14 protein-coding genes are annotated in these 19398 nt (G+C 62.8%); 6 read left to right on the top strand and 8 right to left on the bottom strand.

The window, feature by feature from the left end:
* Window positions 1-308 precede the first annotated feature (308 nt).
* A complete protein-coding gene (locus tag EL255_RS10990; protein ID WP_042652233.1) occupies window positions 309-1697 on the top strand; it encodes a DEAD/DEAH box helicase in 1389 nt (462 codons plus the stop codon).
* A gap of 147 nt (window positions 1698-1844) precedes the next feature.
* On the opposite strand, the gene EL255_RS10985 is transcribed toward EL255_RS10990, so the two are convergent.
* Window positions 1845-2777, bottom strand: coding sequence for a LysR family transcriptional regulator (locus tag EL255_RS10985; RefSeq protein WP_042652232.1), 933 nt, complete (start codon window positions 2775-2777; stop codon window positions 1845-1847).
* Between the two features lie 526 nt (window positions 2778-3303).
* Here EL255_RS10985 and EL255_RS10980 point away from each other — a divergent pair.
* Window positions 3304-6405, top strand: coding sequence for an MGH1-like glycoside hydrolase domain-containing protein (locus tag EL255_RS10980; protein ID WP_042652512.1), 3102 nt, complete (start codon window positions 3304-3306; stop codon window positions 6403-6405).
* A 142-nt stretch (window positions 6406-6547) separates the two neighbouring features.
* Here the strand turns inward: EL255_RS10980 and EL255_RS10975 are convergent, their stop codons facing one another.
* The 3 genes from EL255_RS10975 to cra all read right to left on the bottom strand — a co-directional run bounded on the left by EL255_RS10975 (window position 6548) and on the right by cra (window position 9472).
* Window positions 6548-6775: a DUF3955 domain-containing protein gene (locus tag EL255_RS10975; RefSeq protein ID WP_042652231.1), complete on the bottom strand. Its 228-nt coding sequence runs from the start codon at window positions 6773-6775 to the stop codon at window positions 6548-6550.
* 223 nt (window positions 6776-6998) lie between these two features.
* Complete coding sequence (locus EL255_RS10970) at window positions 6999-8192, bottom strand: aromatic amino acid transport family protein (protein WP_042652230.1); 1194 nt, start codon at window positions 8190-8192, stop codon at window positions 6999-7001.
* A gap of 281 nt (window positions 8193-8473) precedes the next feature.
* Complete coding sequence (cra, locus tag EL255_RS10965) at window positions 8474-9472, bottom strand: catabolite repressor/activator (protein ID WP_042652229.1); 999 nt, start codon at window positions 9470-9472, stop codon at window positions 8474-8476.
* 297 nt (window positions 9473-9769) lie between these two features.
* On the opposite strand from cra, the gene fruB reads away from it, so the two are divergent.
* Genes fruB through fruA form a run of 3 tightly spaced genes read left to right on the top strand, consistent with a single transcriptional unit; the run spans window position 9770 to window position 13583 of the window.
* Window positions 9770-10870: a fused PTS fructose transporter subunit IIA/HPr protein gene (fruB, locus tag EL255_RS10960; protein ID WP_042652228.1), complete on the top strand. Its 1101-nt coding sequence runs from the start codon at window positions 9770-9772 to the stop codon at window positions 10868-10870.
* On the top strand, window positions 10870-11865 hold the full coding sequence (pfkB, locus tag EL255_RS10955; RefSeq protein ID WP_042652227.1) for a 1-phosphofructokinase: 996 nt from the start codon (window positions 10870-10872) through the stop codon (window positions 11863-11865). Before fruB ends, pfkB begins: the two co-directional genes overlap by 1 nt.
* Complete coding sequence (fruA, locus tag EL255_RS10950; RefSeq protein ID WP_042652226.1) at window positions 11862-13583, top strand: PTS fructose transporter subunit IIBC; 1722 nt, start codon at window positions 11862-11864, stop codon at window positions 13581-13583. The genes pfkB and fruA overlap by 4 nt, the downstream gene beginning before the upstream one ends.
* A gap of 101 nt (window positions 13584-13684) precedes the next feature.
* On the opposite strand, the gene EL255_RS10945 is transcribed toward fruA, so the two are convergent.
* Window positions 13685-13936: a DUF1289 domain-containing protein gene (locus EL255_RS10945; protein WP_042652225.1), complete on the bottom strand. Its 252-nt coding sequence runs from the start codon at window positions 13934-13936 to the stop codon at window positions 13685-13687.
* A 392-nt stretch (window positions 13937-14328) separates the two neighbouring features.
* Here EL255_RS10945 and mltA point away from each other — a divergent pair, with 392 nt between their 5' ends.
* Window positions 14329-15480, top strand: a complete 1152-nt coding sequence (gene mltA / locus EL255_RS10940) for a murein transglycosylase A (RefSeq protein ID WP_042652224.1) — start codon at window positions 14329-14331, stop codon at window positions 15478-15480.
* 123 nt (window positions 15481-15603) lie between these two features.
* Here mltA and yfaE read toward each other — a convergent pair whose 3' ends face one another.
* The 3 genes from yfaE to nrdA form a co-directional block, all read right to left on the bottom strand.
* Window positions 15604-15909, bottom strand: coding sequence for a class I ribonucleotide reductase maintenance protein YfaE (yfaE, locus tag EL255_RS10935; RefSeq protein WP_042652223.1), 306 nt, complete (start codon window positions 15907-15909; stop codon window positions 15604-15606).
* Window positions 15906-17039 carry a class Ia ribonucleoside-diphosphate reductase subunit beta gene (gene nrdB, locus EL255_RS10930; protein WP_042652222.1) on the bottom strand — a complete coding sequence of 378 codons (1134 nt, stop codon included), beginning with the start codon at window positions 17037-17039 and terminating at the stop codon, window positions 15906-15908. Before nrdB ends, yfaE begins: the two co-directional genes overlap by 4 nt.
* A gap of 66 nt (window positions 17040-17105) precedes the next feature.
* Complete coding sequence (gene nrdA, locus EL255_RS10925) at window positions 17106-19370, bottom strand: class 1a ribonucleoside-diphosphate reductase subunit alpha (RefSeq protein ID WP_042652221.1); 2265 nt, start codon at window positions 19368-19370, stop codon at window positions 17106-17108.
* Window positions 19371-19398: the final 28 nt, after the last annotated feature.

Raw genomic sequence — 19398 nt, 5'->3', positions numbered from 1 at the left:
CAGACCTTCGAGGCAAGCGCCAACGGCGGCCAGGCATGGTCGTCTGGCAGAGGCTGGCGCGAGCGGGTGTTATCATCGTCGTTCCACCCAGCAGAGGCACAGTTTTCCATCCATGCTGGGAGGGACGTCACATTTTTCTCGTGTAACAGGGCCAACTCCGATAGACTGCACCTCTATTCTTTCCCCTTTGCTCTGCTCCCCGGGGAAATCGTTGTTTTCTCAATAGGCCCAGATCTTGTGAGATGGCATCGGCTCAGCAGAGGAGCCCCACCACAAATCCCCGGCGCCCCTATCCCTAGCAGGTAATTATGAGTTTTTCTTCCCTCGGTCTGGCCGAACCCTTGTTGCGTGCCGTTGCCGAGCAAGGCTACGACACCCCGTCTCCCATTCAGCTGCAAGCGATCCCCGCCGTTCTGGCTGGCCGCGACCTGATGGCGGCGGCCCAAACCGGGACCGGCAAGACCGCAGGCTTTACCCTGCCGATGCTGCAGCGTCTGATGGAGAGCAAGCGTAAGGTTTCTCCCAACCGGATCCGTGCCCTGGTACTGACCCCGACCCGTGAGCTGGCCGCCCAGGTGGGCGAGAGCGTGCGCAACTACGGCAAACATCTGCCGATGCGCAGCCACGTGGTCTTCGGTGGCGTCAGCATCAACCCGCAGATGATGGCTACCCGCCGTGGTCTGGATGTGCTGGTGGCCTGTCCGGGTCGCCTGATGGATCTCTACAACCAAGGCGCCGTGCGCTTTGACGAGGTGGAAATCCTGGTGCTGGACGAAGCGGACCGCATGCTCGACATGGGCTTCATCCGCGACATCCGCAAGATCCTGGCCCTGATGCCGAAGCAGCGTCAGAACCTGCTGTTCTCCGCGACCTTCGCCGAAGAGATCCGCGAGCTGGCCACCGGCCTGCTCAACAACCCGGCGGTGATCGAAGTGGCCCCGCGCAACAGCACCGCCGAGCGTATCGAGCAGCTGGTGCACCCCTGCGACAAGGCCAACAAGATCGGCCTGCTGAGCCATCTGGTCACCAGCAACGATTGGCAGCAGGTACTGGTGTTCACCCGTACCAAGCACATGGCCAACCGTGTCGCCGAGACCCTCGACAAGAACGGCGTCAGCGCCGCCGCCATCCACGGCAACAAGAGCCAGGGTGCCCGTACCCGTGCCCTTGCCGGTTTCAAAGATGGTAACGTCAAGGTGCTGGTCGCGACCGATATCGCCGCCCGCGGTCTGGACATCGACAAGTTGCCGCAAGTGGTCAACTTCGAGCTGCCCAACGTGGCGGAAGACTATGTGCACCGTATCGGCCGTACCGGCCGTGCCGGCGCCGCCGGTCATGCCATCTCCCTGGTGGCCGCCGATGAAGGCAAGCTGATCAAGGCCATCGAGCGTCTGACCAAGCAGAACATCAAGTGCGAGCAGGTGGCTGGCTTTGAAGCCTCCCGCGAGACCCTCGACAACATCGCCCGTGGCATAGGTGCGCCGCTGCGCAAAGAGCCGCGTGATCCGAGCGAAGAGCGCCGTGCGCCGCGTCCGCAGGGTCAGCGTCAGGGTGCCGGTCGTTCCGGCAATGCTGGCGGTGCGCGCACCGGCGGCAATGCGGGCAAGCCCAAGCCGCAAGGTGGACAGCGTCCGGCCGAGGGTGCCGCCAAGCCGGCCCAGGCCCGTCGTCCACGTCGCGCCAGCCACAACCAGTAAGCGGTTGAGGGTTCGCCCTCATCCTCCCACCGGTTGATAGAAAAAGCCCTGCCAGATTGGCAGGGCTTTTTTGTGTCCGTCTCTTGCCGCCATCCTGGGCGCCTGGGGTGGCGGCCGAAGACGGGGAGGGAAAGCCTCTGCGCGGCGTCAGCAGGTGGCCATCAAGCCGTCATGCTTGCTGACCTGGGTCTGGATCTGCTGGCACAGGGTCTGAATATGCGACTCATCCATTTTCTCGCGAGAAATATAGATACCGATCACCCCCTTGTTATATTCCTCGTCCATGTCGAGCGGGACTATGCCGAATCGGGCGAAATAACCCGCCATGCTGCCCGGATAAGGCATGACGGCATTGCTGGTATTTGCCATGTCGATGCCGGCGACCAGCGAGTTGCAGGTATAAATGATCTTGTCATTGAGCTGCATGTCGGCCTGATCTTGCTGCTTTCTTGCCAGATCCTCGACCAGATGCAGATATTGTTGCTCATCCGTGGTGATCAACAGGCTGGGGTAATTCACCAGATCCTGCTTGCCGCATATTTTCCCCGAGAGGGGATGCCCGGCCCTGACAAAGACGGCATCGCTGGACGTGAATAACGGGATGAAGATCAGACTGTAATGTTTATCCAGACCATGGATCTCATGCCCCAGAAACAGGTCGATATGATTGCCCAGGAGCAGATCCAGTAGCCGCAGATGATTGCCCACCTCGATATTGATGGCACAGGATGGATTGGCCTCTCGATAGCGCAGGGTGACAGGGTGCAGCACCCGTTGCCACCAGGCATGGCCGGTGCCCACTCTCAGTGGCAGCGCCGCCCGCTCGCGAAGCAGCGCGAGCCGTCTGAGCGTCTCGTCGTAGATCCGCTGCATCACGCGGGCCTGTGTCAGCAGCAGCTCCCCGGCCGCGGTCAGCGCCACACCGCTGGCGTGCCTGATCAGCAGGGTCGTGCCCAGGCTCTCTTCGAGTTTCTTCATGTTGTGGGTCAGCGTCGGTTGGCTCAACCCCATATGCCGGGCTGCCAGACTCAGGCTCTGGTGGGTCGCGACTTCGATGAATTGTCTTAGATGTTTGTCCACGGAGAATGGCGTCCGTTCAGGGTCAGGCGGAGCGCAACGCTAGAGCAAGCATGCCAGGCTGTCAATCGCCAGGCTGTCGCCCGAAACGGTTTTTATGTGTGGCTCTTCACGTTGTTTTCTATTCGCTTTAACCGGCATTGGCGCCATTTTAGTGCGGGCGATCACGCAATCTCATGTCGTTATAGAGTGTATCTATCTTGCCAGTCGGGTCATCTATGTTTGCTTTCAGGCATGCCGGTGTAAGCTGCGAGAGCAATTTTATTGTGTCACTCAAATAACAAAACAAATAATAAAGTAACGAAGGGAAAATATGAGAATCCATCCATTGGCTTTATCCGTGGCATTATTATGCGGCGGCGTCGTCTTGTCCGGTTGCAACGATAACAGCTCCTCCGCCAGTAATGATAATAACGTCAAACCCGAGGTGAAGGCTCCCTGGGATTTCGATCTCTACCTGGTCGGGGAATTCAGCGGCTGGGACCGCACAGACAAATTCAAGCTGCTCTTCAAGGACGGGGTCTACCGCTTGGATAACCTGAAGATGAATTCAGGCATGTCGCCCTTCAAGGTTGGTGGCCCGGAGTGGACCAAATATCCTGATTTTTCTGCCGACAGCCGCAAAGAGACCAGTATTTTCCCCGATCAGCGCTATCCCATGTATTACCAGAATAACGGCCAGAACAACCGCCTGGTCGTGACCGAAAAAGGGTTGCTGGATATTCAGGTCAAGGTGACCAATGCCGATCTGGCGGCGCCCGTCATCGAATTTTCCATGGTGCGCGATGAGCCCAACTACGGCGAAAGCCTCTATCTGAAGGGCATAGATGGCAACCTCGAGCCCGTCTTGCAGATGGTCTACCAGGGCGACAAGCGCTATGTGGTGGTCGCCAAGCTGGCCCCCGGCGAGCACAAGATAAAGATGGCTTCCGCCCAGGATGGGATAGGTTTTGGCCCCAGCGGCGCCATCTCATTGAATGAGAGCGTCAGAATGCAGCGCTGTGACAGCAACTGCCAGCTGGCGTCCCTGTCGGTGTCACAGGCGGGCTATTACAAGTTTGTCCTCGATGCGAGTCAGGATGAGCAGGCACCCTGGCTGCGGGTCAGTGCGGCGACGGACGAGGATCTTGGCATGATCAATCCCCATGAAGGGCACGAGCTTATCGAGAAGCTGGAGTACCAGACCCACAAAGCCGGGGTCAAGGAGGTGGCCACCTTCTCGGTCAAGCAGGCCGGGGCCGACTATCGCGGCTATGCCCAGTCGACGACGCAGGAGCTGCGGGATCCGGGGGATAGCTTCACCACGTATCAGGAGCAGGCGGATCTGCCCCGGTTGCGCTCGGGCGACATGGTGTTTGATGCCCTGTTTGCGCTGGCGACGCACGAGATGCGGCAAAACAGCGTGGCCCAGGTCAAGGATGGCAGTTACGGCGGCGGTCAGGCGATCCCCTGCGACTGCTTCGAAACGGGGGCCAAGTGGCATTATGTCTGGACGCGGGATCTCTCCTACGCCACCGATCTGGGGCTGGGGGTTCTGGATCCGCAACGGGCGCGGAACTCCCTGCAGTTCAAGCTCTCCGACTTCAGGGCCGAGCTGAAGCAGGGCCTCGACGGCCTGATCCCGCAGGGGCGCCAGATCATCCAGGATACGGGGACAGGGGGCAGCTGGCCCATCAGCACCGACCGCATGGGCTGGGCGCTGGCGGCCGAGCAGGTGCTGGCGGCGCTGCCTGCCGGGGAGCGCAGTGCCTTCCTGCCTGAGGCGTTCGAGGGGTTGCGCAATACCATAGAGAGTGATCGACTGGCGGCCTTCGATGAGGGTGATGGTCTCTATGTCGGGGAGCAATCCTTCCTCGACTGGCGTGATCAGACCTATGCCAAGTGGATCACGGCCGACATCGCCCACATAGGCATGAGCAAGTCTCTCTCCACCAACGTGCTCCATTATCAGGGGTTAGGGCTGGCGGCGCGTCTGGCCACCAAGCTGGGCCAGGATGAGCTGGCGACCCGCTACAGCCAGTGGGCAGCCGAGCTCAAGCAGGCCATCAATCATGGCTTCTGGCTGGCGGATGAGAAGATGTATGCCAGCCTGATCAACACCAGCACGGATCCGAGCCCGGCCTACAAGTTCGACCTGCTCGGGGAATCCCTTGCCATACTGGCGGGCATTGCCGATGAGGGCCAGGCCAGAGAGATCGTCAGCCGTTATCCCATGGGGCCTTATGGCGCCCCGGTCTACTTCCCGCAGCAGCCGGATATGCCGGTCTACCATAACCGTGCCATCTGGCCCTTCGTCTCCGCCTATGGGCTGAAAGCCGCCGCCAGGGTGCAGAACGTGGCCGTGGCCGATCGCCATGTCGACTCCCTGATGCGCGGGGCCGCGCTCAACCTCTCCAACATGGAGAACCTGGAGTGGCTCTCCGGTCAGCCCTCGCTGATGGATCTGACCCATCCCGATCTGACGGGGCCGGTTATCAACTCTCAGCGCCAGCTCTGGTCCGTCGGCGGCTATCTCGGCATGGTGACCAGCACCCTGTTTGGTTACAACCTGGAAGAGCAGGGGATCCGAGTCTCGCCCTTCGTCACCGCCCACCTGCACAAGCTGATGGGGGCCAAGCCGGAGGCGGCGCTCAAGGGGCTGAACTACCGCGGCAAGCAGATCGAGATCAAGCTGTTGCTTCCCGAGGCCGGGGAGGAGGGCAGCTACTATCCGGTGCGGGGCATCCTGCTCAATGGCGCCCCCGTGGCTGAGCTGATCACCGAGGAGATGCTGGCTGCCAGCAACCTGATCGAGATCCAGCTGGGAGCCGGGGTGGCCGATGAGCAGGGGATCCGTCTGATCGAGGACGTGGCGCCGCTGGATGTGGAGAACCGCAAGGTGTTCGCCCCGACCGAGCCCACCCTGCTGGGGGTCACCGAGCAAGGGGGCAAGCTGGTCGTCGCCTTGCAAGACAGCGTCAACCAGGGTGCGCTCAGCTACAACATCTATCGGGATGGCAAGCTGGTGGCCGCCGGGCTGGATACGGCGAGGGACTGGGTCGACGAGCTGGCGCCGCAACCGGGCATGGCCTACTGCTACAGCGCGGAGGCCATCTACCCCGAGTCCGGTAACCGCTCTCATCATGCCAAGCCGGTGTGCTACCAACCCGAGCGCCAGCGCATCGCTGTCGATGCCGACGCGGTCTCCCATAGCGGCACCCTCACGGCGGCCGATGCGGCCATTCCCGTGCCCTATCTGAAGGACTGGGGTCGCCCGGAAGATACCCTGCTGGTGCGGGGCATCACACTGGATGGCAAGCGTGCCATTCGCCTGCAATACAGCAATGCCCAGCACGCCATCAACCTGGGGGTGACCAACGGGGTGAAGCGGGTATCCGTGCTCAGCAATGGCAAGGTGGTCGCGAGCGGCGTGGTGCAGATGCCCCACGTGATGCAGGATGGCGACCTCAAGCCGCTGCGTGACTCTACCCCCGTCATCGCCGAGGTGCCGGCGGGACAGTACGACATCCTGGTGAGTGACTTCTATAACATGAGCTATCTGAAGGCGAACGCTACCTACAACGATGCCGGCGGGCAGGGCGGATCGGTCAACCTGATCGATCTGGCCAGCATCACCGTCTCGGCTCGTTAAGTCACCGTCGCAGAGCAGTCCCGGGCCCGGGCCCGTGGCTCTGGGCTGTCCATGATGCAGCCCAATGAAAAAGCCCTGCCAGATTGGCAGGGCTTTTCTGTGTGTGGCGTTCGCCGGGAGTCCGGCGTGTCAGACAGCCGCCTCAGCGGGCTTGCTTATCCGCCTTCGCGCGCTGTTGTCGGCAAAACACCCTGAGCGCGCCGAAGAGGGCGAGCAGTATCCCCATGAAGATGAACAGGAAGCCGATGGGCAACAGGCCGAACGGCTCGTGCAGATAACCCTGGCTATTCACGTATGAGCCGATCAGCTGGAAGCTGATGAGGGAGATCACCCCGAGCGCCGTGAACAGCGCCGCCAATTTCATCATCATATTATCTCGTGGTCTTGGAAGAGGTCCCAGCCTGTCATGGCAGAGTGAAGTGAATATGAAGTGGGGCTAAAGAGTATTTCAGCGGCAGACTGCCTGATGCGTTGGTCACAGCTATGGGGCAGACCCTACCAGCGCCAGCATCGGCCTTGTGCGAGGGGTCAGCAGGCACAAAAAAGCCCCGCCAGGTTGGCGGGGCTTCTCTTTTTCCATCAAAAGATGAGGATCAGAGCGCCGGCAGCAGCCCCAGGCTGACGCTCACCTGGACGCCGACGATCAGCACCCCCATGGCACCGGCCAGCCCCAGGGCCAGCACGCCACCCGGGGCGCGGTAGTGGTGCGCCTCGGCCCGCTTGCGGCTCTGCCACACCAGGGTCACCGGCAGCAGCACCGCCAGCACCGCCAGGGCGATGGCGGCATAGCCCAGCGCCATGATGAAGCCCTGCGGGAAGTAGAGCGCGAACAGCAGCGGCGGCACGAAGGTGATCATGCCGGTCTGGATACGGCCGCCGGCATTGTCCTTGCGGCGGGTCACCTTGGCCATGAAGTCGAACAGCCCCAGGGTCACCCCGAGGAAGGAGGTGGCCAGCGCCAGGTCTGCGAACAGGTGCATCGCCTGATTGAACGCCGGCCAGCTGACCAGGTTGCCGACGCTGGCCAGCAGGCTGTCGAGGGCCCCGCCGGTCTGGATCAGGGTCTGTTGACCGAGCAGCCCCAGGATGGCGACCTGCCACAGCACGTAGAGGATGAGCGGCAGGGCGGAGCCCCACACGAACACCCGGCGCAGCTGCTTGGGGCAATCGCCGAGGTAGAGCATCACGCTCGGAATGGAGCCGTGGAAGCCGAACGAGGTGAAGATGACTGGCAGGCCCGCCAGCAGCAGCCCCTGGCCGAGCGGCATGGAGAGCAGGTGCTGGCCCTCGGCGCGGGGCAGCAGCAGCGCCAGCACCCCTACCATGATCACCAATTTCACGGTGAACATCAGCCGGTTGAGGTAATCCACCTGCTTGGTGCCCACGCACACCATGCCGCCAAACAGCAGGGTGAAGGCCCAGGCCGCCTGCTCCTGGCTGACGGTGGTGCCGGCATCGGCCAGCGCCTGCGCCAGCAGGCTGCTGCCGCCGCTGATGTAGGCGGAGGCGAGCGAGTAGAACAGCATCAGGATGCAGAAGGAGGCGATGCGCTTGCCCCAGGGGCCGAGCAGGTGATCCGCCAGCTGGTGCAGGTACCACTTGCCGGTGTTGAGGCTGGCCTCCACCTGCAACATGGCGGTGAAGGCCATCAGCGCCCAGAGCCCGATCATCAAGAGCAGGGTGGCGGGGCCGCCGAGGGAGGAAGAGGCCAGCGGCAGGGCCAGCATGCCGGCGCCTATGGTGGTGCCGGCAATCAACAGGGTACAACCCAGGGTTTTGGTGTTCATGTGTCCATCCGAGATCAGAGAAAGAGTGCCAGAAGCAGAGTCAGGAGGCGCCTCCGGGGCTGAGGCCGGAGGCTAGCAATATCGGAGTGGACGCATCGTTACGAAAAACCGCTCGTTTGTAAAAGATGGTTGCCACGTTAGCGGATCAAAATAGCGGAGACAAGCCTATGACAGCAGATCTTGTACTGTGAGGTGGCAATAAGTGGAAATAAAAGATGACAGAAAACGGGATTCTTTGGTGAAAAAGCGCGCCGACGGCGGTTGCCGCCAGCGCGGGGGCCTCAGCGGCGTCGCTTGAGGGTGCGGCTGATGTAGTGCAGGCCGCAGTGGTATTCGCCGTTGATGGCCTTGAGTGCGAGGGTGAGCGCCTGGCCGGCCAAGGCGTCGTGCTGCTGGGGCAGGGAGTTGATGCCGAAGGGGAGGAAGTCGAGCAGGCGATCGTCCCCGAAGGTGGCCATGGCAATCTGGCTCATGTCGGCCTCCTGCTCCAGCAGATAGTCGAGCACCCCCTCCATCAGAATGTAGGAGGTGGCGACCAGCGCCTCGGGCAGTTGGCCGAGCCGCTGATGCAGCTCCTTGATCAGGCGATAGCCCTCGGCGCGAGAGAAGAGGGCCCCCTCGCAGATGTGGGGCGCCGGCTGTGACGCGGCAGCTTGCTGAGCCAGCGCCTGCTCGAAGCCCGCTTTCCGCTCCTGGCTGATCGTGAGGCTGGGCAGCGCGGTGATCAACGCCACATGCCGGATGGCCGGGGTGAGCAGGGAGGCGGTGAGATCGAAGCTCGCCTTCTGGTTCTCGCTCGCCACAGTGACGAAGTGATCGGCGGCCATGGCCCGATCGATGGCCAGGATCTGGATGCCATGGGCCTGCTGCTGCAGGTAGAAGGGATCCTCCGGCGGCAGGCAGCTCGCCACCAGCAGCGCATCCACATGGCGGCTGACCAGCATCCTGGCCAGCTCCTTCTCGGTATCCGCCTCATCTTCCGAGCAGACGATCAGCAACTGATAGCCCTGCGCCCGCGCGCCCTGCTCGAGCCGCTTGGCGAGCTTGGCATAACTGGCGTTCTCGAGATCCGGCAGGATGAACCCCAGGGTGCGGGTCTGGCCACCGCGCAGGGAGGCGGCGCGGCTGTCCGGTTGATAGTTGTGGGCATTGACCACCGCCATCACCTTGTCACGGGTGGCCTGGCTGATGCGGTATTGATCGGCCTTGCCGTTGATCACATAGCTGGCGGTGGTGCGCGAGACACCGGCGAGGGCGGCGATTTCATCCAGTTTCATCATCTTGGCTCTGTTTGAGTTGCAAGGTCCGCGACGACCCAGGGTAGGGACACCGAAAAGTGTGCGCGGGATCATATCATTGAAAAGCACTCGGCGTCGGCACTTGAACAATAAGCTGAAACGATTCAGTCTGAGTGTAAGTGAAACGATTCAGCTTGTCAGCAGGCAATGGGTGACCGGGGTTGAAAAGCCGCCCTGGATCACCGAAGGACGCAATCCAGTCTATTGTCAGCAGGCAAATTACCCGAGTGTTAAGCCGGACCGCCAGCAGGCGAGGCCGGCACCTGATGGAGAATCTCTATGTTGAAGTTGGCGCAGCAGCAGATCCTGCTGGGGCAATCGGTGGCGACCAAGGCGGATGCCATCGCCCTGCTGGCAGGCAAACTGACCGAGGCCGGTCTGGTGGAGGCGGGCTATGTGGACGGCATGCTGGCCCGGGAGGCGCAGCACGCCACCTACCTCGGCAGCGGCATCGCCATTCCCCATGGCACCACGGACACACGTCATCTGGTCAAACACACCGGCGTCATGGTGGCCCAGTTCCCCCAGGGCATCGAGTGGGACCAGGGGCAGATCGCCTACGTGGCCATCGGCATCGCCGCCAAATCCGACGAGCACCTGGGGATCTTGCGTCAGCTCACCCATGTGCTGGGTGACGAGCAGGCGGCGGCGCAACTGAAAACCGCCACCGATGCCGACACCATCATCAATATCCTCACCGGCGCCGGCGCGGCGCAGGAAGTGCAGTACCTGACCCTCGCCGACTTCCCGGCCGAGGATCGCGACCAGCTGCTGCTGGGGGCCGCCGCCCGTGCCAAGTCCGCCGGTTGGGGGGAGGCCGCCATGGTGACTTCCCTGCTGGCCAGCGAGCCGGCCTACCTCGGCGAGGGGATCTGGCTGGCCCGCACGCCAGCCACCCAGACCGGTTGGGTACTGGCGACCCCGAGCACGCTACTGCAGGCCGGAGAGCTGCCGGTCGGCGCCCTCTTGCTGCTCTGTGCCAGCGACGCCAGCCACCTGCCACAGCTGGAGAATCTGGCCAGGCTGGCCGACGCCGGCCAGCTCGCCACCCTGGCGGGCAGCGAGGGGCTCGCCATGTTGCAGGCGGGCCCCGCCAGCGGCCTCAGCGAGACCTTCACCATCATCAATCCCCACGGCCTGCACGCGCGGCCGGGTGCCATGCTGGTCAAGGTCGCCAAGGAGTTCGCATCCGACATCCGGGTGGCGAATCTGGATGGCAGCGGTGAGGCGGTTTCCGCCAAGAGCCTGATGAAGGTCATCGGTCTGGGCGTCAAGTGCGGTCACCGGCTGGCGTTTCGCGCCGAAGGGGCGGATGCCGAAGCCGCTCTCAAGGGGATTGGCGAGGCCATCGCCGCCGGGCTGGGGGAGGGGGCGCACTGATGAAAATCGTGACCATCACCCTCAACCCCGCGCTGGATCTCACCACCCGCCTAGAGGCCATGAGCCTCGGCGAGGTGAATCTGGTGAGCGAGGCTCACTTACGCGCCGCGGGCAAGGGGATCAACGTCGCCATGGTCTTGAAAGATCTCGGCCGTGACGTGGCGCTCACCGGCTGGCTCGGGGCGGACAACGCCCAGGCTTTCGAGGCGCTGTTCGAAGAGCGCATCCTGGCCGATCATTTCGTGCGGGTGGCGGGCAGCACCCGCATCAACGTCAAGATCGCCGAGCAGTCGGGTCGGGTCACCGATCTCAACCTGCCCGGGCTGCAGATCCACGCTGAGGCCGTGTGCCAACTGGAGACGGCGATCGACGCGCTGTGCGCCGATGCCAGCCAGGGCGCCGACTGGTTCGTGCTGGCTGGCAGCCTGCCCAAGGGGGTCGAGCCCGATTACTGCGCCCGTCTCATCGGCCTGCTCAAGGCCAAGGGCAAGCGGGTGATCTTCGATTGCAGCGGGGCGGCGCTCAGCGCAGGCCTCGGCGCCGCGCCGACCCTGGTCAAACCCAATCTGGAGGAGCTCAGCCAGTGGGCCGGGCGCCCCATCGAGACCCTGGAGGAGCAGGCCGACTGTGCCCGCGCCTTGCAGGCGCAAGGGATCCCCCATGTGGTTGTCTCCAACGGCGCCGAGGGCCTGATCTGGTTTGGTCCAGACGCCAGCTGGCAGGCCATTCCGCCGCGTATGCAGGTGGTCAGCACCGTCGGCGCCGGCGATTCGCTGGTCGCCGGGCTCGCCCATGGCCTCAGCCTCGGCTGGGCGCCGGAGCAGACCCTGCGACTGGCCACCGCCGTCTCCGCCCTGGCGGTGAGCCAGGTCGCGGTCGGTTTCAGCGACATCGAGGTGCTGACCCCCCTGCTCGGACAGGTGCAGTTGCAGCGGCTCGATCACCTCGCCCCCATTCAATCCCCTTCCATGGAAAACTCAGGAGATGCCCAATGAAAGCAATCTTGGTTACGGCCTGCCCGGCGGGCATCGCCACCAGCTTTCTCGTTGCTAAACGGATAGAACAACAGGCCAAGCTGGCGGGCTGGGAGCTCAGGCTCGATGTCGGCTCCAGCGTGCAGCCGCGTCAGCAGCCCTCGTCTGACGAGATAGCCGCCGCCGACCTCATTCTGGTGGTGGCGAGCGGCCCGGTGGATCTCGCCGCCTATGACGGCAAGCGCCTCTATCAGGGCAGCATGGATCTCGCCCTGCAGGATCCGGCCGCCGTGCTGGCCGCCGCCGAGCGCGAGGCCAGCCTCTATCGTCATCAGGTTGCTGCTGTTGCAGCCAAGCCTGACACGGCCAAGCGCATAGTCGCAGTCACCGCCTGTCCGACCGGGGTGGCCCACACCTTCATGTCGGCGGAAGCGCTGGAGACCATGGCCAAGCAGCTGGGTCACCAGATCCGCGTCGAGACCCAGGGCTCGGTCGGTGCCCAGAATGCCCTGACTGCGGAGGAGATCGCCGCCGCCGATCTGGTGTTCCTCGCCACCGACATCGAGGTGGACATGGCCCGCTTCGATGGCAAGCCGGTCTATCACACCAGCACGGGCGCTGCGCTCAAGAAGACCCGCGCCGAGCTGGACAAGGCGTGGACTGAGGCGAAAACTTATCGCCACAGCGGCGCCGCCGCGGCCAAGAAGGAGGAGAAGGCGGGCCCCTACAAGCACCTGCTGACCGGGGTCTCCTTCATGCTGCCCATGGTGGTGGCCGGTGGCCTCATCATCGCCATCTCCTTCATCTTCGGTATTGAAGCGTTCAAGGAGCCGGGCACCCTGGCCGCCGCCCTGATGCAGATCGGTGGCGGCTCCGCCTTCGCCCTGATGATCCCGGTGCTGGCCGGTTACATCGCCTACTCCATAGCCGACAGGCCGGGTCTGGCCCCCGGCATGATCGGCGGTATGCTGGCCAGCTCCCTGGGGGCCGGCTTCCTCGGTGGCATAGTCGCCGGCTTCCTGGCCGGCTACAGCGCCAAGTACCTGAGTGACAAGGTGCGTCTGCCGGTCACTCTGGAGGCGCTCAAACCCATCCTCATCATTCCGCTGGTGGCCAGCCTGTTTACCGGCCTGGTGATGATCTACGTGGTGGGCGGCCCGGTCGCCGGCATCATGAGTGCCATGACCACCTTCCTCAACAACATGGGCTCAGCCAACGCCGTGCTGCTGGGGGTCATCATCGGCGCCATGATGTGCTTCGACATGGGTGGCCCGGTCAACAAGGCGGCCTACGCCTTCGGGGTCGGCCTGCTGGCCTCCAAGACCTATGCCCCCATGGCGGCGGTGATGGCCGCCGGCATGGTGCCAGCCCTGGGGATGGGGATCGCCACCTTCCTGGCCCGCACCAAGTTCATCAAGGCGGAGCAGGAAGCGGGCAAGGCCTCCTTCGTGCTGGGACTCTGCTTCATCTCCGAGGGGGCCATCCCGTTCGCCGCCAAGGATCCGATGCGGGTCATTCCGGCCTGCATGGTCGGTGGCGCCCTGACCGGTGCGCTCTCCATGCTGTTCGGCTGCGAGCTGGTGGCGCCCCACGGCGGCCTCTTCGTGCTCTTCATCCCGAACGCCATCAGCCACGTGTTCATGTACATCCTGGCCATCACGGCCGGCTCGCTGGTGACCGGGGTTGCCTACGCCATGCTCAAGCGCGGCGAGGCGCAAGCCAAGCTGGCGACGGCCTGATGATCCACGAGTGAAAAAATAGAGAATGAAGAAGGCGGCCCAGGGGCCGCCTTTTTTGTCTCTGATGAGGAGAGGGAGAGAGAATCCGGTGGCCGGGGCAGTCAAAAATCCCAGCCATCCTGCGCTGGCAGATCGCTTTCTGCGGCTTCTCGCGCTTTGCGCCGCGCCGCCTCGACCCTGGCCTTGCGACCCCGACACAGCCGCATCACCTCCTGCTGCTCGGCATGGGTCATGACAAGCCAGTTGAAACGCTCCTCCCGATTACGCAGGCAGCCCTTGCAGTAGCCCTTGTTGTTCACTTCGCACACCCCGATACAGGGGCTCTGCAGCGGGAAGATCTCGAGCTGTTCCATCCATGACCCCTCACATCTTGTCCCCTTGTTATAACCCAGATGGTCGGCCTTTGGAAAATCCCGGCGGCCAGGGGAGGGCGGCCCGGCTTGCCGGTGACGATCGGACCCTGAAGGTCAGCGCCCCGTGCGCTTGCTCGCCTGAGCATCAGGACCATGGCCGGGCCACAGATGTCATGGCAGGGGCCTAGTGATGAATGCATCGGATTTTTCAATTTAAGGGGCCAAGAGGCCCTTTGTTTTTGTATGATAGCGCCGCCTGCATTGGCGCCGCGGCCATGGCCGCGCGGCCCGTGCGGGCGAACAGGCGGATCCCAAGTGGCATCCGTTGCTGCCTTTGATTGAATTCATCACCATTTTCATGGTGTTAGCGTTTTTCGGTTAGATGAGGACATATGAAAAAACACGCGTACTGGCTGACCGCCGCTGTGGTCGGGTTGGCCGGTTGTGCGGGCAACCCTGACCCTGCCAAGGTGCCCCAGAAGAAGACCGAAGCCAGATGCTTTCTGAACTGCGAGGTGCCGGAGAATCTGGGCAAGCAGTATCTGGACGGTACCCTGCCAGCCGATCTGGTGCGGGTCGAACGCATCAACAGCCGACAGGCGTCGGATTTCAGCAAGTTCGGCCCCCAGAGCCGGCTGGTGCTGGAGCGCTCCGGCAAGATGACCCGCCGTTATGGCGAGCTCTATCGCCAGCTCTCCCGTTGGGTCGCCAAGGGCGGCAATCCGGCCCAGATCGGCCAGTACGGCATCAGCCTGGCCCAGTTGGGCGGCGCCGATCGCATGGGTAACGTGCTGTTCACCGGCTACTACTCACCGGTGCTGGAGGTGCGTCATCGCCCGGATGGCCAGTACAAGTACCCCATCTACGCCATGCCGAACTGTGCCGGCCGCTGTCCGAGCCGGGCTCAGATCCATAAGGGGGCGCTGGCCAACCGCGGGCTGGAGCTGGGGTATAGCAAATCCCTCATCGACAACTTCCTGATGGACGTGCAGGGCTCCGGCTTCGTCCACTACGGGGATGACGACAGGCTGCAATACCTGGGCTACAGCGGCAAGAATGGCCACGGCTACGTGAGCATCGGCCGGGTGCTGATCGACAGGGGCGAGGTGCCCAAGGCGCAGATGTCCATGAAGGCTATCAAGGAGTGGGCCAACAGCCAGCCGGAGGCGAACGTCAAGGAGCTGGTGGAGCAGAATCCCTCCTACGTCTTCTTCGAACGTCGTCCCACCAACGACGTGATCGGGGCGGCTGGCATCCCGCTGTTGCCGCTGGCGGCGGTGGCGGCTGACAAGACCCTGTTGCCGATGGGCACTCCCATCCTGGCGGAGGTGCCGCTGCTCGACAAGGCGGGCAACTGGACCGGTAAGCACCAGCTGCGCCTGCTGATCGCGCTGGATGTGGGCGGTGCGGTGAAGAAGGGGCACCTGGATCTCTACCACGGCATGGGCGAGAAGGCCGGTGTGGCCGCGGGTCACTACAAGCACTTTGGCCGGGTCTGGAAGCTGGGCCTGCACCAGGGGCCGACTGCCGCGCCCTGGCTCTGAATGAGCGACGGCTCCGCGTCATCCCGACGCGGAGCCGTGTGCGAGATAGCAAAAAGCCGCCGGAGCGATCCGGCGGCTTTTTTTATGGGGCGTCAGGGGCCGATCTTGCCGATCGGCACCGAGTCACGTCTTCCGGATATCCAGCCGGATGGCCCCCACCGGTTGGCAGCAGCAGGGCAGGCACTCGCCCTGGGAGACAAACGCCAGCGGCGCATTGGGGTAGTGCACTGTGCCTGCCAGCAGCGGGGTGCGGCAGGCGCCGCAATAGCCACTGCGGCACTGAAATTCCAGCCGATGGCCGTGGCGCTCCAGGGTTTCCAACAGGCTCTCGCCGGGCTGGGCGAGCAGGGCGCCGTCGCGGGTATGCACCAGAGCGGCCGCCGAGGTGGCCTGCTCCGGTGCATGCTGCGGCGCCAGCGTGTCACTCACAGTTCGAAGTCACCGAGATCGTCGGCATGTACTTCGCTGTCGATCTGACCGACCAGGTAGGAGCTCACTTCCACCTCCTGGGGGGCCACCTGCACGTTGTCAGACGACAGCCAGGTGTTGATCCAGGGGATCGGGTTTTGCTTGGCGCCAATGAAGGCTGGCTGCAGGCCGACCGCCGCCATGCGCAGGTTGGTGATGTACTCCACGTACTGGCAGAGGATGTCCTTGTTCAGGCCGATCATGGAGCCGTCCTGGAACAGGTACTCGGCCCACTCCTTCTCCTGAATGGCGGCTTCCTTGAAGATGTCGAAGCAGGCTTGCTCGCACTCGGCGGCGATCTCCGCCATTTCGGGATCGTCCAGGCCGTTGCGCATCAGGTTCAGCATATGCTGAGTCCCCGTGAGATGAAGCGCCTCGTCGCGGGCGATCATCTTGATGATCTTGGCGTTGCCTTCCATCAGCTCGCGCTCGGCGAAGGCGAAGGAGCAGGCGAAGCTGACGTAGAAGCGGATCGCCTCCAGGGCGTTGACGCTCATCAGGCACAGGTAGAGCTTCTTCTTCAACCCACGCAAGGTGATGGTCAGCTCGCGCTCGCCCACCCTGTGGGTGCCTTCGCCGTGCAGATGGTAGAGCGCGGTCGCCTCGATCAGATCGTCGTAGTAGTGGCTGATGGAGCCGGCACGCTTCAAGATCTGCTCGTTGGTGATGATGTCGTCGAACACCTGACCCGGGTTGTTGACGATGTTGCGGATGATGTGGGTGTAGGAGCGAGAGTGGATAGTCTCGGAGAAGGCCCAGGTCTCGATCCAGGTCTCCAGCTCCGGGATGGAGACCAGCGGCAGCAGCGCCACGTTCGGGCTGCGACCCTGGATGGAATCCAGCAGGGTCTGGTACTTCAGGTTGGAGATGAAGATGTGCTGCTCATGGGGCGGCAGCGCCTGGTAGTCGATGCGATCGTGGGAGACGTCCACCTCTTCCGGGCGCCAGAAGAAGGAGAGTTGCTTCTCGATCAATCGCTCGAAGATGTCGTGCTTCTGCTGATCGTAGCGGGCCACGTTGACCGATTGGCCAAAAAACATCGGCTCTTTGAGCTGGTCGTTCTGGGTTTGGCAGAAAGTTGAATAGGCCATGGTGATTTGAATGTCTTGAATGAGAGGAAACAGGAGGGCGGGAGCTTGTCGCTCCCGCCCGGTTCATCAGATCTTGCAGGCCCCACCGGCGCAGTCATCTTGCATGTCGGTCTGGGCATCGTCCGCACCATCACGGGTGTTGTGATAGTACAGGGTCTTGAGGCCGTATTTGTAGGCGGTCAGCAGATCCTTGAGCAGCTGCTTCATCGGTACCTTGTTGCCTTCGAAGCGGGCGGGATCATAGTTGGTGTTGGCGGAGATCGCCTGATCCACGAACTTCTGCATGACACCGACCAGCTGCAGGTAGCCATCGACGCTCGGCTGCTTCCACAGCAGTTCGTACTGGTCTTTCAGGCGATGGTACTCGGGCACCACCTGCTTGAGGATGCCGTCCTTGGAGGCCTTGACCGAGACCAGGCCGCGCGGCGGCTCTATGCCGTTGGTGGCGTTGGAGATCTGGCTGGAGGTCTCGCTCGGCATCAGGGCGGTCAGGGTGGAGTTGCGCAGACCCACGGTCTTGATCTCTTCGCGCAAGGTTTCCCAGTCCAGGCGCAGCGGCTCGTTGCACAGGGCGTCCAGATCCTTTTTATAGGTATCGATGGGCAGGATCCCCTGGGCGTAAGTGGTCTCATTAAAGGCCGGGCAAGGGCCGAACTCGCGCGCCAGTTGCACCGAGGCCTTCAGCAGATAGTACTGGATCGCCTCGAAGGTGCGGTGGGTCAGCGCCAGGCCGGAGCCGTCAGAGTAGCGGGCACCGTTCTTGGCCAGGTAGTAGGCGTAGTTGATGACGCCTATCCCCAGGGTGCGACGGTTCATGCTGCCCTTCTGGGCGGCCTTGAGCGGGTAGTCCTGATAGTCGAGCAGGGCATCCAGGGCGCGCACGGCCAGATCCGCCATCTCTTCCAGGTCTTCCAGCTTCTCGATGGCGCCGAGGTTGAAGGCGGAGAGGGTGCACAGGGCAATCTCGCCCTCTTCGTCATCCACGTTGTTGAGCGGCTTGGTGGGCAGCGCAATCTCGAGACAGAGGTTGGACTGGCGCACCGGGGCCACGCTCGGATCGAACGGGCTGTGGGTGTTGCAGTGATCCACGTTCTGGATGTAGATACGACCAGTACCGGCGCGCTCCTGCATCATCAGGGAGAAGAGATCCACCGCCTTGAGGGTCTTCTTGCGAATGGACGGATCCTGCTCGTACTTGACGTAGAGCTGTTCGAACTTGTCCTGATCCGCGAAGAAGGCGTCGTACAGACCCGGCGCATCGGACGGGGAGAACAATGTGATGTCGCCGCCCTTGATGAGGCGCTGGTACATCAGCTTGTTGATCTGCACCCCGTAGTCCATGTGACGGACCCGGTTCTCTTCCACGCCGCGGTTGTTTTTCAGGACCAGCAGGCTCTCCACCTCGGTGTGCCACAGGGGGTAGAAGAGGGTGGCGGCACCGCCGCGCACGCCGCCCTGGGAGCAGCACTTCACGGCAGTCTGGAAGTACTTGTAGAAGGGGATGCAGCCGGTGTGGAAGGCTTCGCCGCCACGGATGGGGCTGCCCAGGCCACGGATGCGGCCGGCGTTGATGCCGATGCCCGCGCGCTGGGAGACGTAGCGCACTATGGCGCTGGCGGTGGCGTTGATGGAATCCAGGCTGTCATCACACTCGATCAGCACGCAGGAGCTGAACTGACGAGTCGGGGTGCGCACGCCGCTCATGATGGGGGTGGGCAGGGAGATCTTGAAGGTCGAGACCGCATCGTAGAAACGCTTGATGTAGTCCAGACGGGTATCTTTCGGATACTTGGAGAAGAGGCAGGCCGCCACCAGTATGTAGAGGAACTGCGGGCTCTCGTAGATCTCGCCGGTGACGCGGTTCTGCACCAGGTACTTGCCTTCGAGCTGCTTGACGGCAGCGTAGGAGAAGTCCATGTCACGCCAGTGGTCGAGGTAGCCGTTCAGCTCCTCGAATTCGGCCTGGCTATAGTCGGTCAGCAGGTGCTTGTCGTACTTGCCCATGTCTACCAGACGGGCGACGTGCTGGTAGAGGTGGGGCGGCTCGAACTGGCCGTAGGCCTTCTTGCGCAAGTGGAAGATGGCCAGGCGGGCGGCCATGTACTGGTAATCCGGGCTCTGTTCGGAGATCAGGTCAGCAGCGGCCTTGATGACGGTTTCGTGGATATCGGCGGTACGGATACCGTCATAGAACTGGATGTGGGACTTGAGCTCCACCTGGGAGACCGACACGTTGTCGAGCTTCTCGGCAGCCCAGTCGAGCACGCGGTGAATTTTATCCAGATCGATGGGTTCTTTGTGGCCGTTACGCTTCGTCACAAACAAGTTCATTGGCTGATGACCTTTAGTTGATTCCCGA

Origin of the sequence: Aeromonas encheleia (genome assembly GCF_900637545.1) — a bacterium.
GTDB classification, from domain to species: domain Bacteria; phylum Pseudomonadota; class Gammaproteobacteria; order Enterobacterales; family Aeromonadaceae; genus Aeromonas; species Aeromonas encheleia.
The sequence above is the reverse complement of the archived record's forward strand: the minus strand, read 5'-3'. Positions and strand labels throughout refer to the sequence as shown.

Coding starts and splice junctions, on each gene's coding strand:
- EL255_RS10990 (WP_042652233.1), top strand. CDS start 309: ATGAGTTTTTCTTCCCTCGGTCTGGCCGAACCCTTGTTGCGTGCCGTT.
- EL255_RS10975 (WP_042652231.1), bottom strand. CDS start 6,775: ATGATGATGAAATTGGCGGCGCTGTTCACGGCGCTCGGGGTGATCTCC.
- EL255_RS10970 (WP_042652230.1), bottom strand. CDS start 8,192: ATGAACACCAAAACCCTGGGTTGTACCCTGTTGATTGCCGGCACCACC.
- cra (WP_042652229.1), bottom strand. CDS start 9,472: ATGATGAAACTGGATGAAATCGCCGCCCTCGCCGGTGTCTCGCGCACC.
- fruB (WP_042652228.1), top strand. CDS start 9,770: ATGTTGAAGTTGGCGCAGCAGCAGATCCTGCTGGGGCAATCGGTGGCG.
- pfkB (WP_042652227.1), top strand. CDS start 10,870: ATGAAAATCGTGACCATCACCCTCAACCCCGCGCTGGATCTCACCACC.
- fruA (WP_042652226.1), top strand. CDS start 11,862: ATGAAAGCAATCTTGGTTACGGCCTGCCCGGCGGGCATCGCCACCAGC.
- EL255_RS10945 (WP_042652225.1), bottom strand. CDS start 13,936: ATGGAACAGCTCGAGATCTTCCCGCTGCAGAGCCCCTGTATCGGGGTG.
- mltA (WP_042652224.1), top strand. CDS start 14,329: ATGAAAAAACACGCGTACTGGCTGACCGCCGCTGTGGTCGGGTTGGCC.
- nrdB (WP_042652222.1), bottom strand. CDS start 17,039: ATGGCCTATTCAACTTTCTGCCAAACCCAGAACGACCAGCTCAAAGAG.
- nrdA (WP_042652221.1), bottom strand. CDS start 19,370: ATGAACTTGTTTGTGACGAAGCGTAACGGCCACAAAGAACCCATCGAT.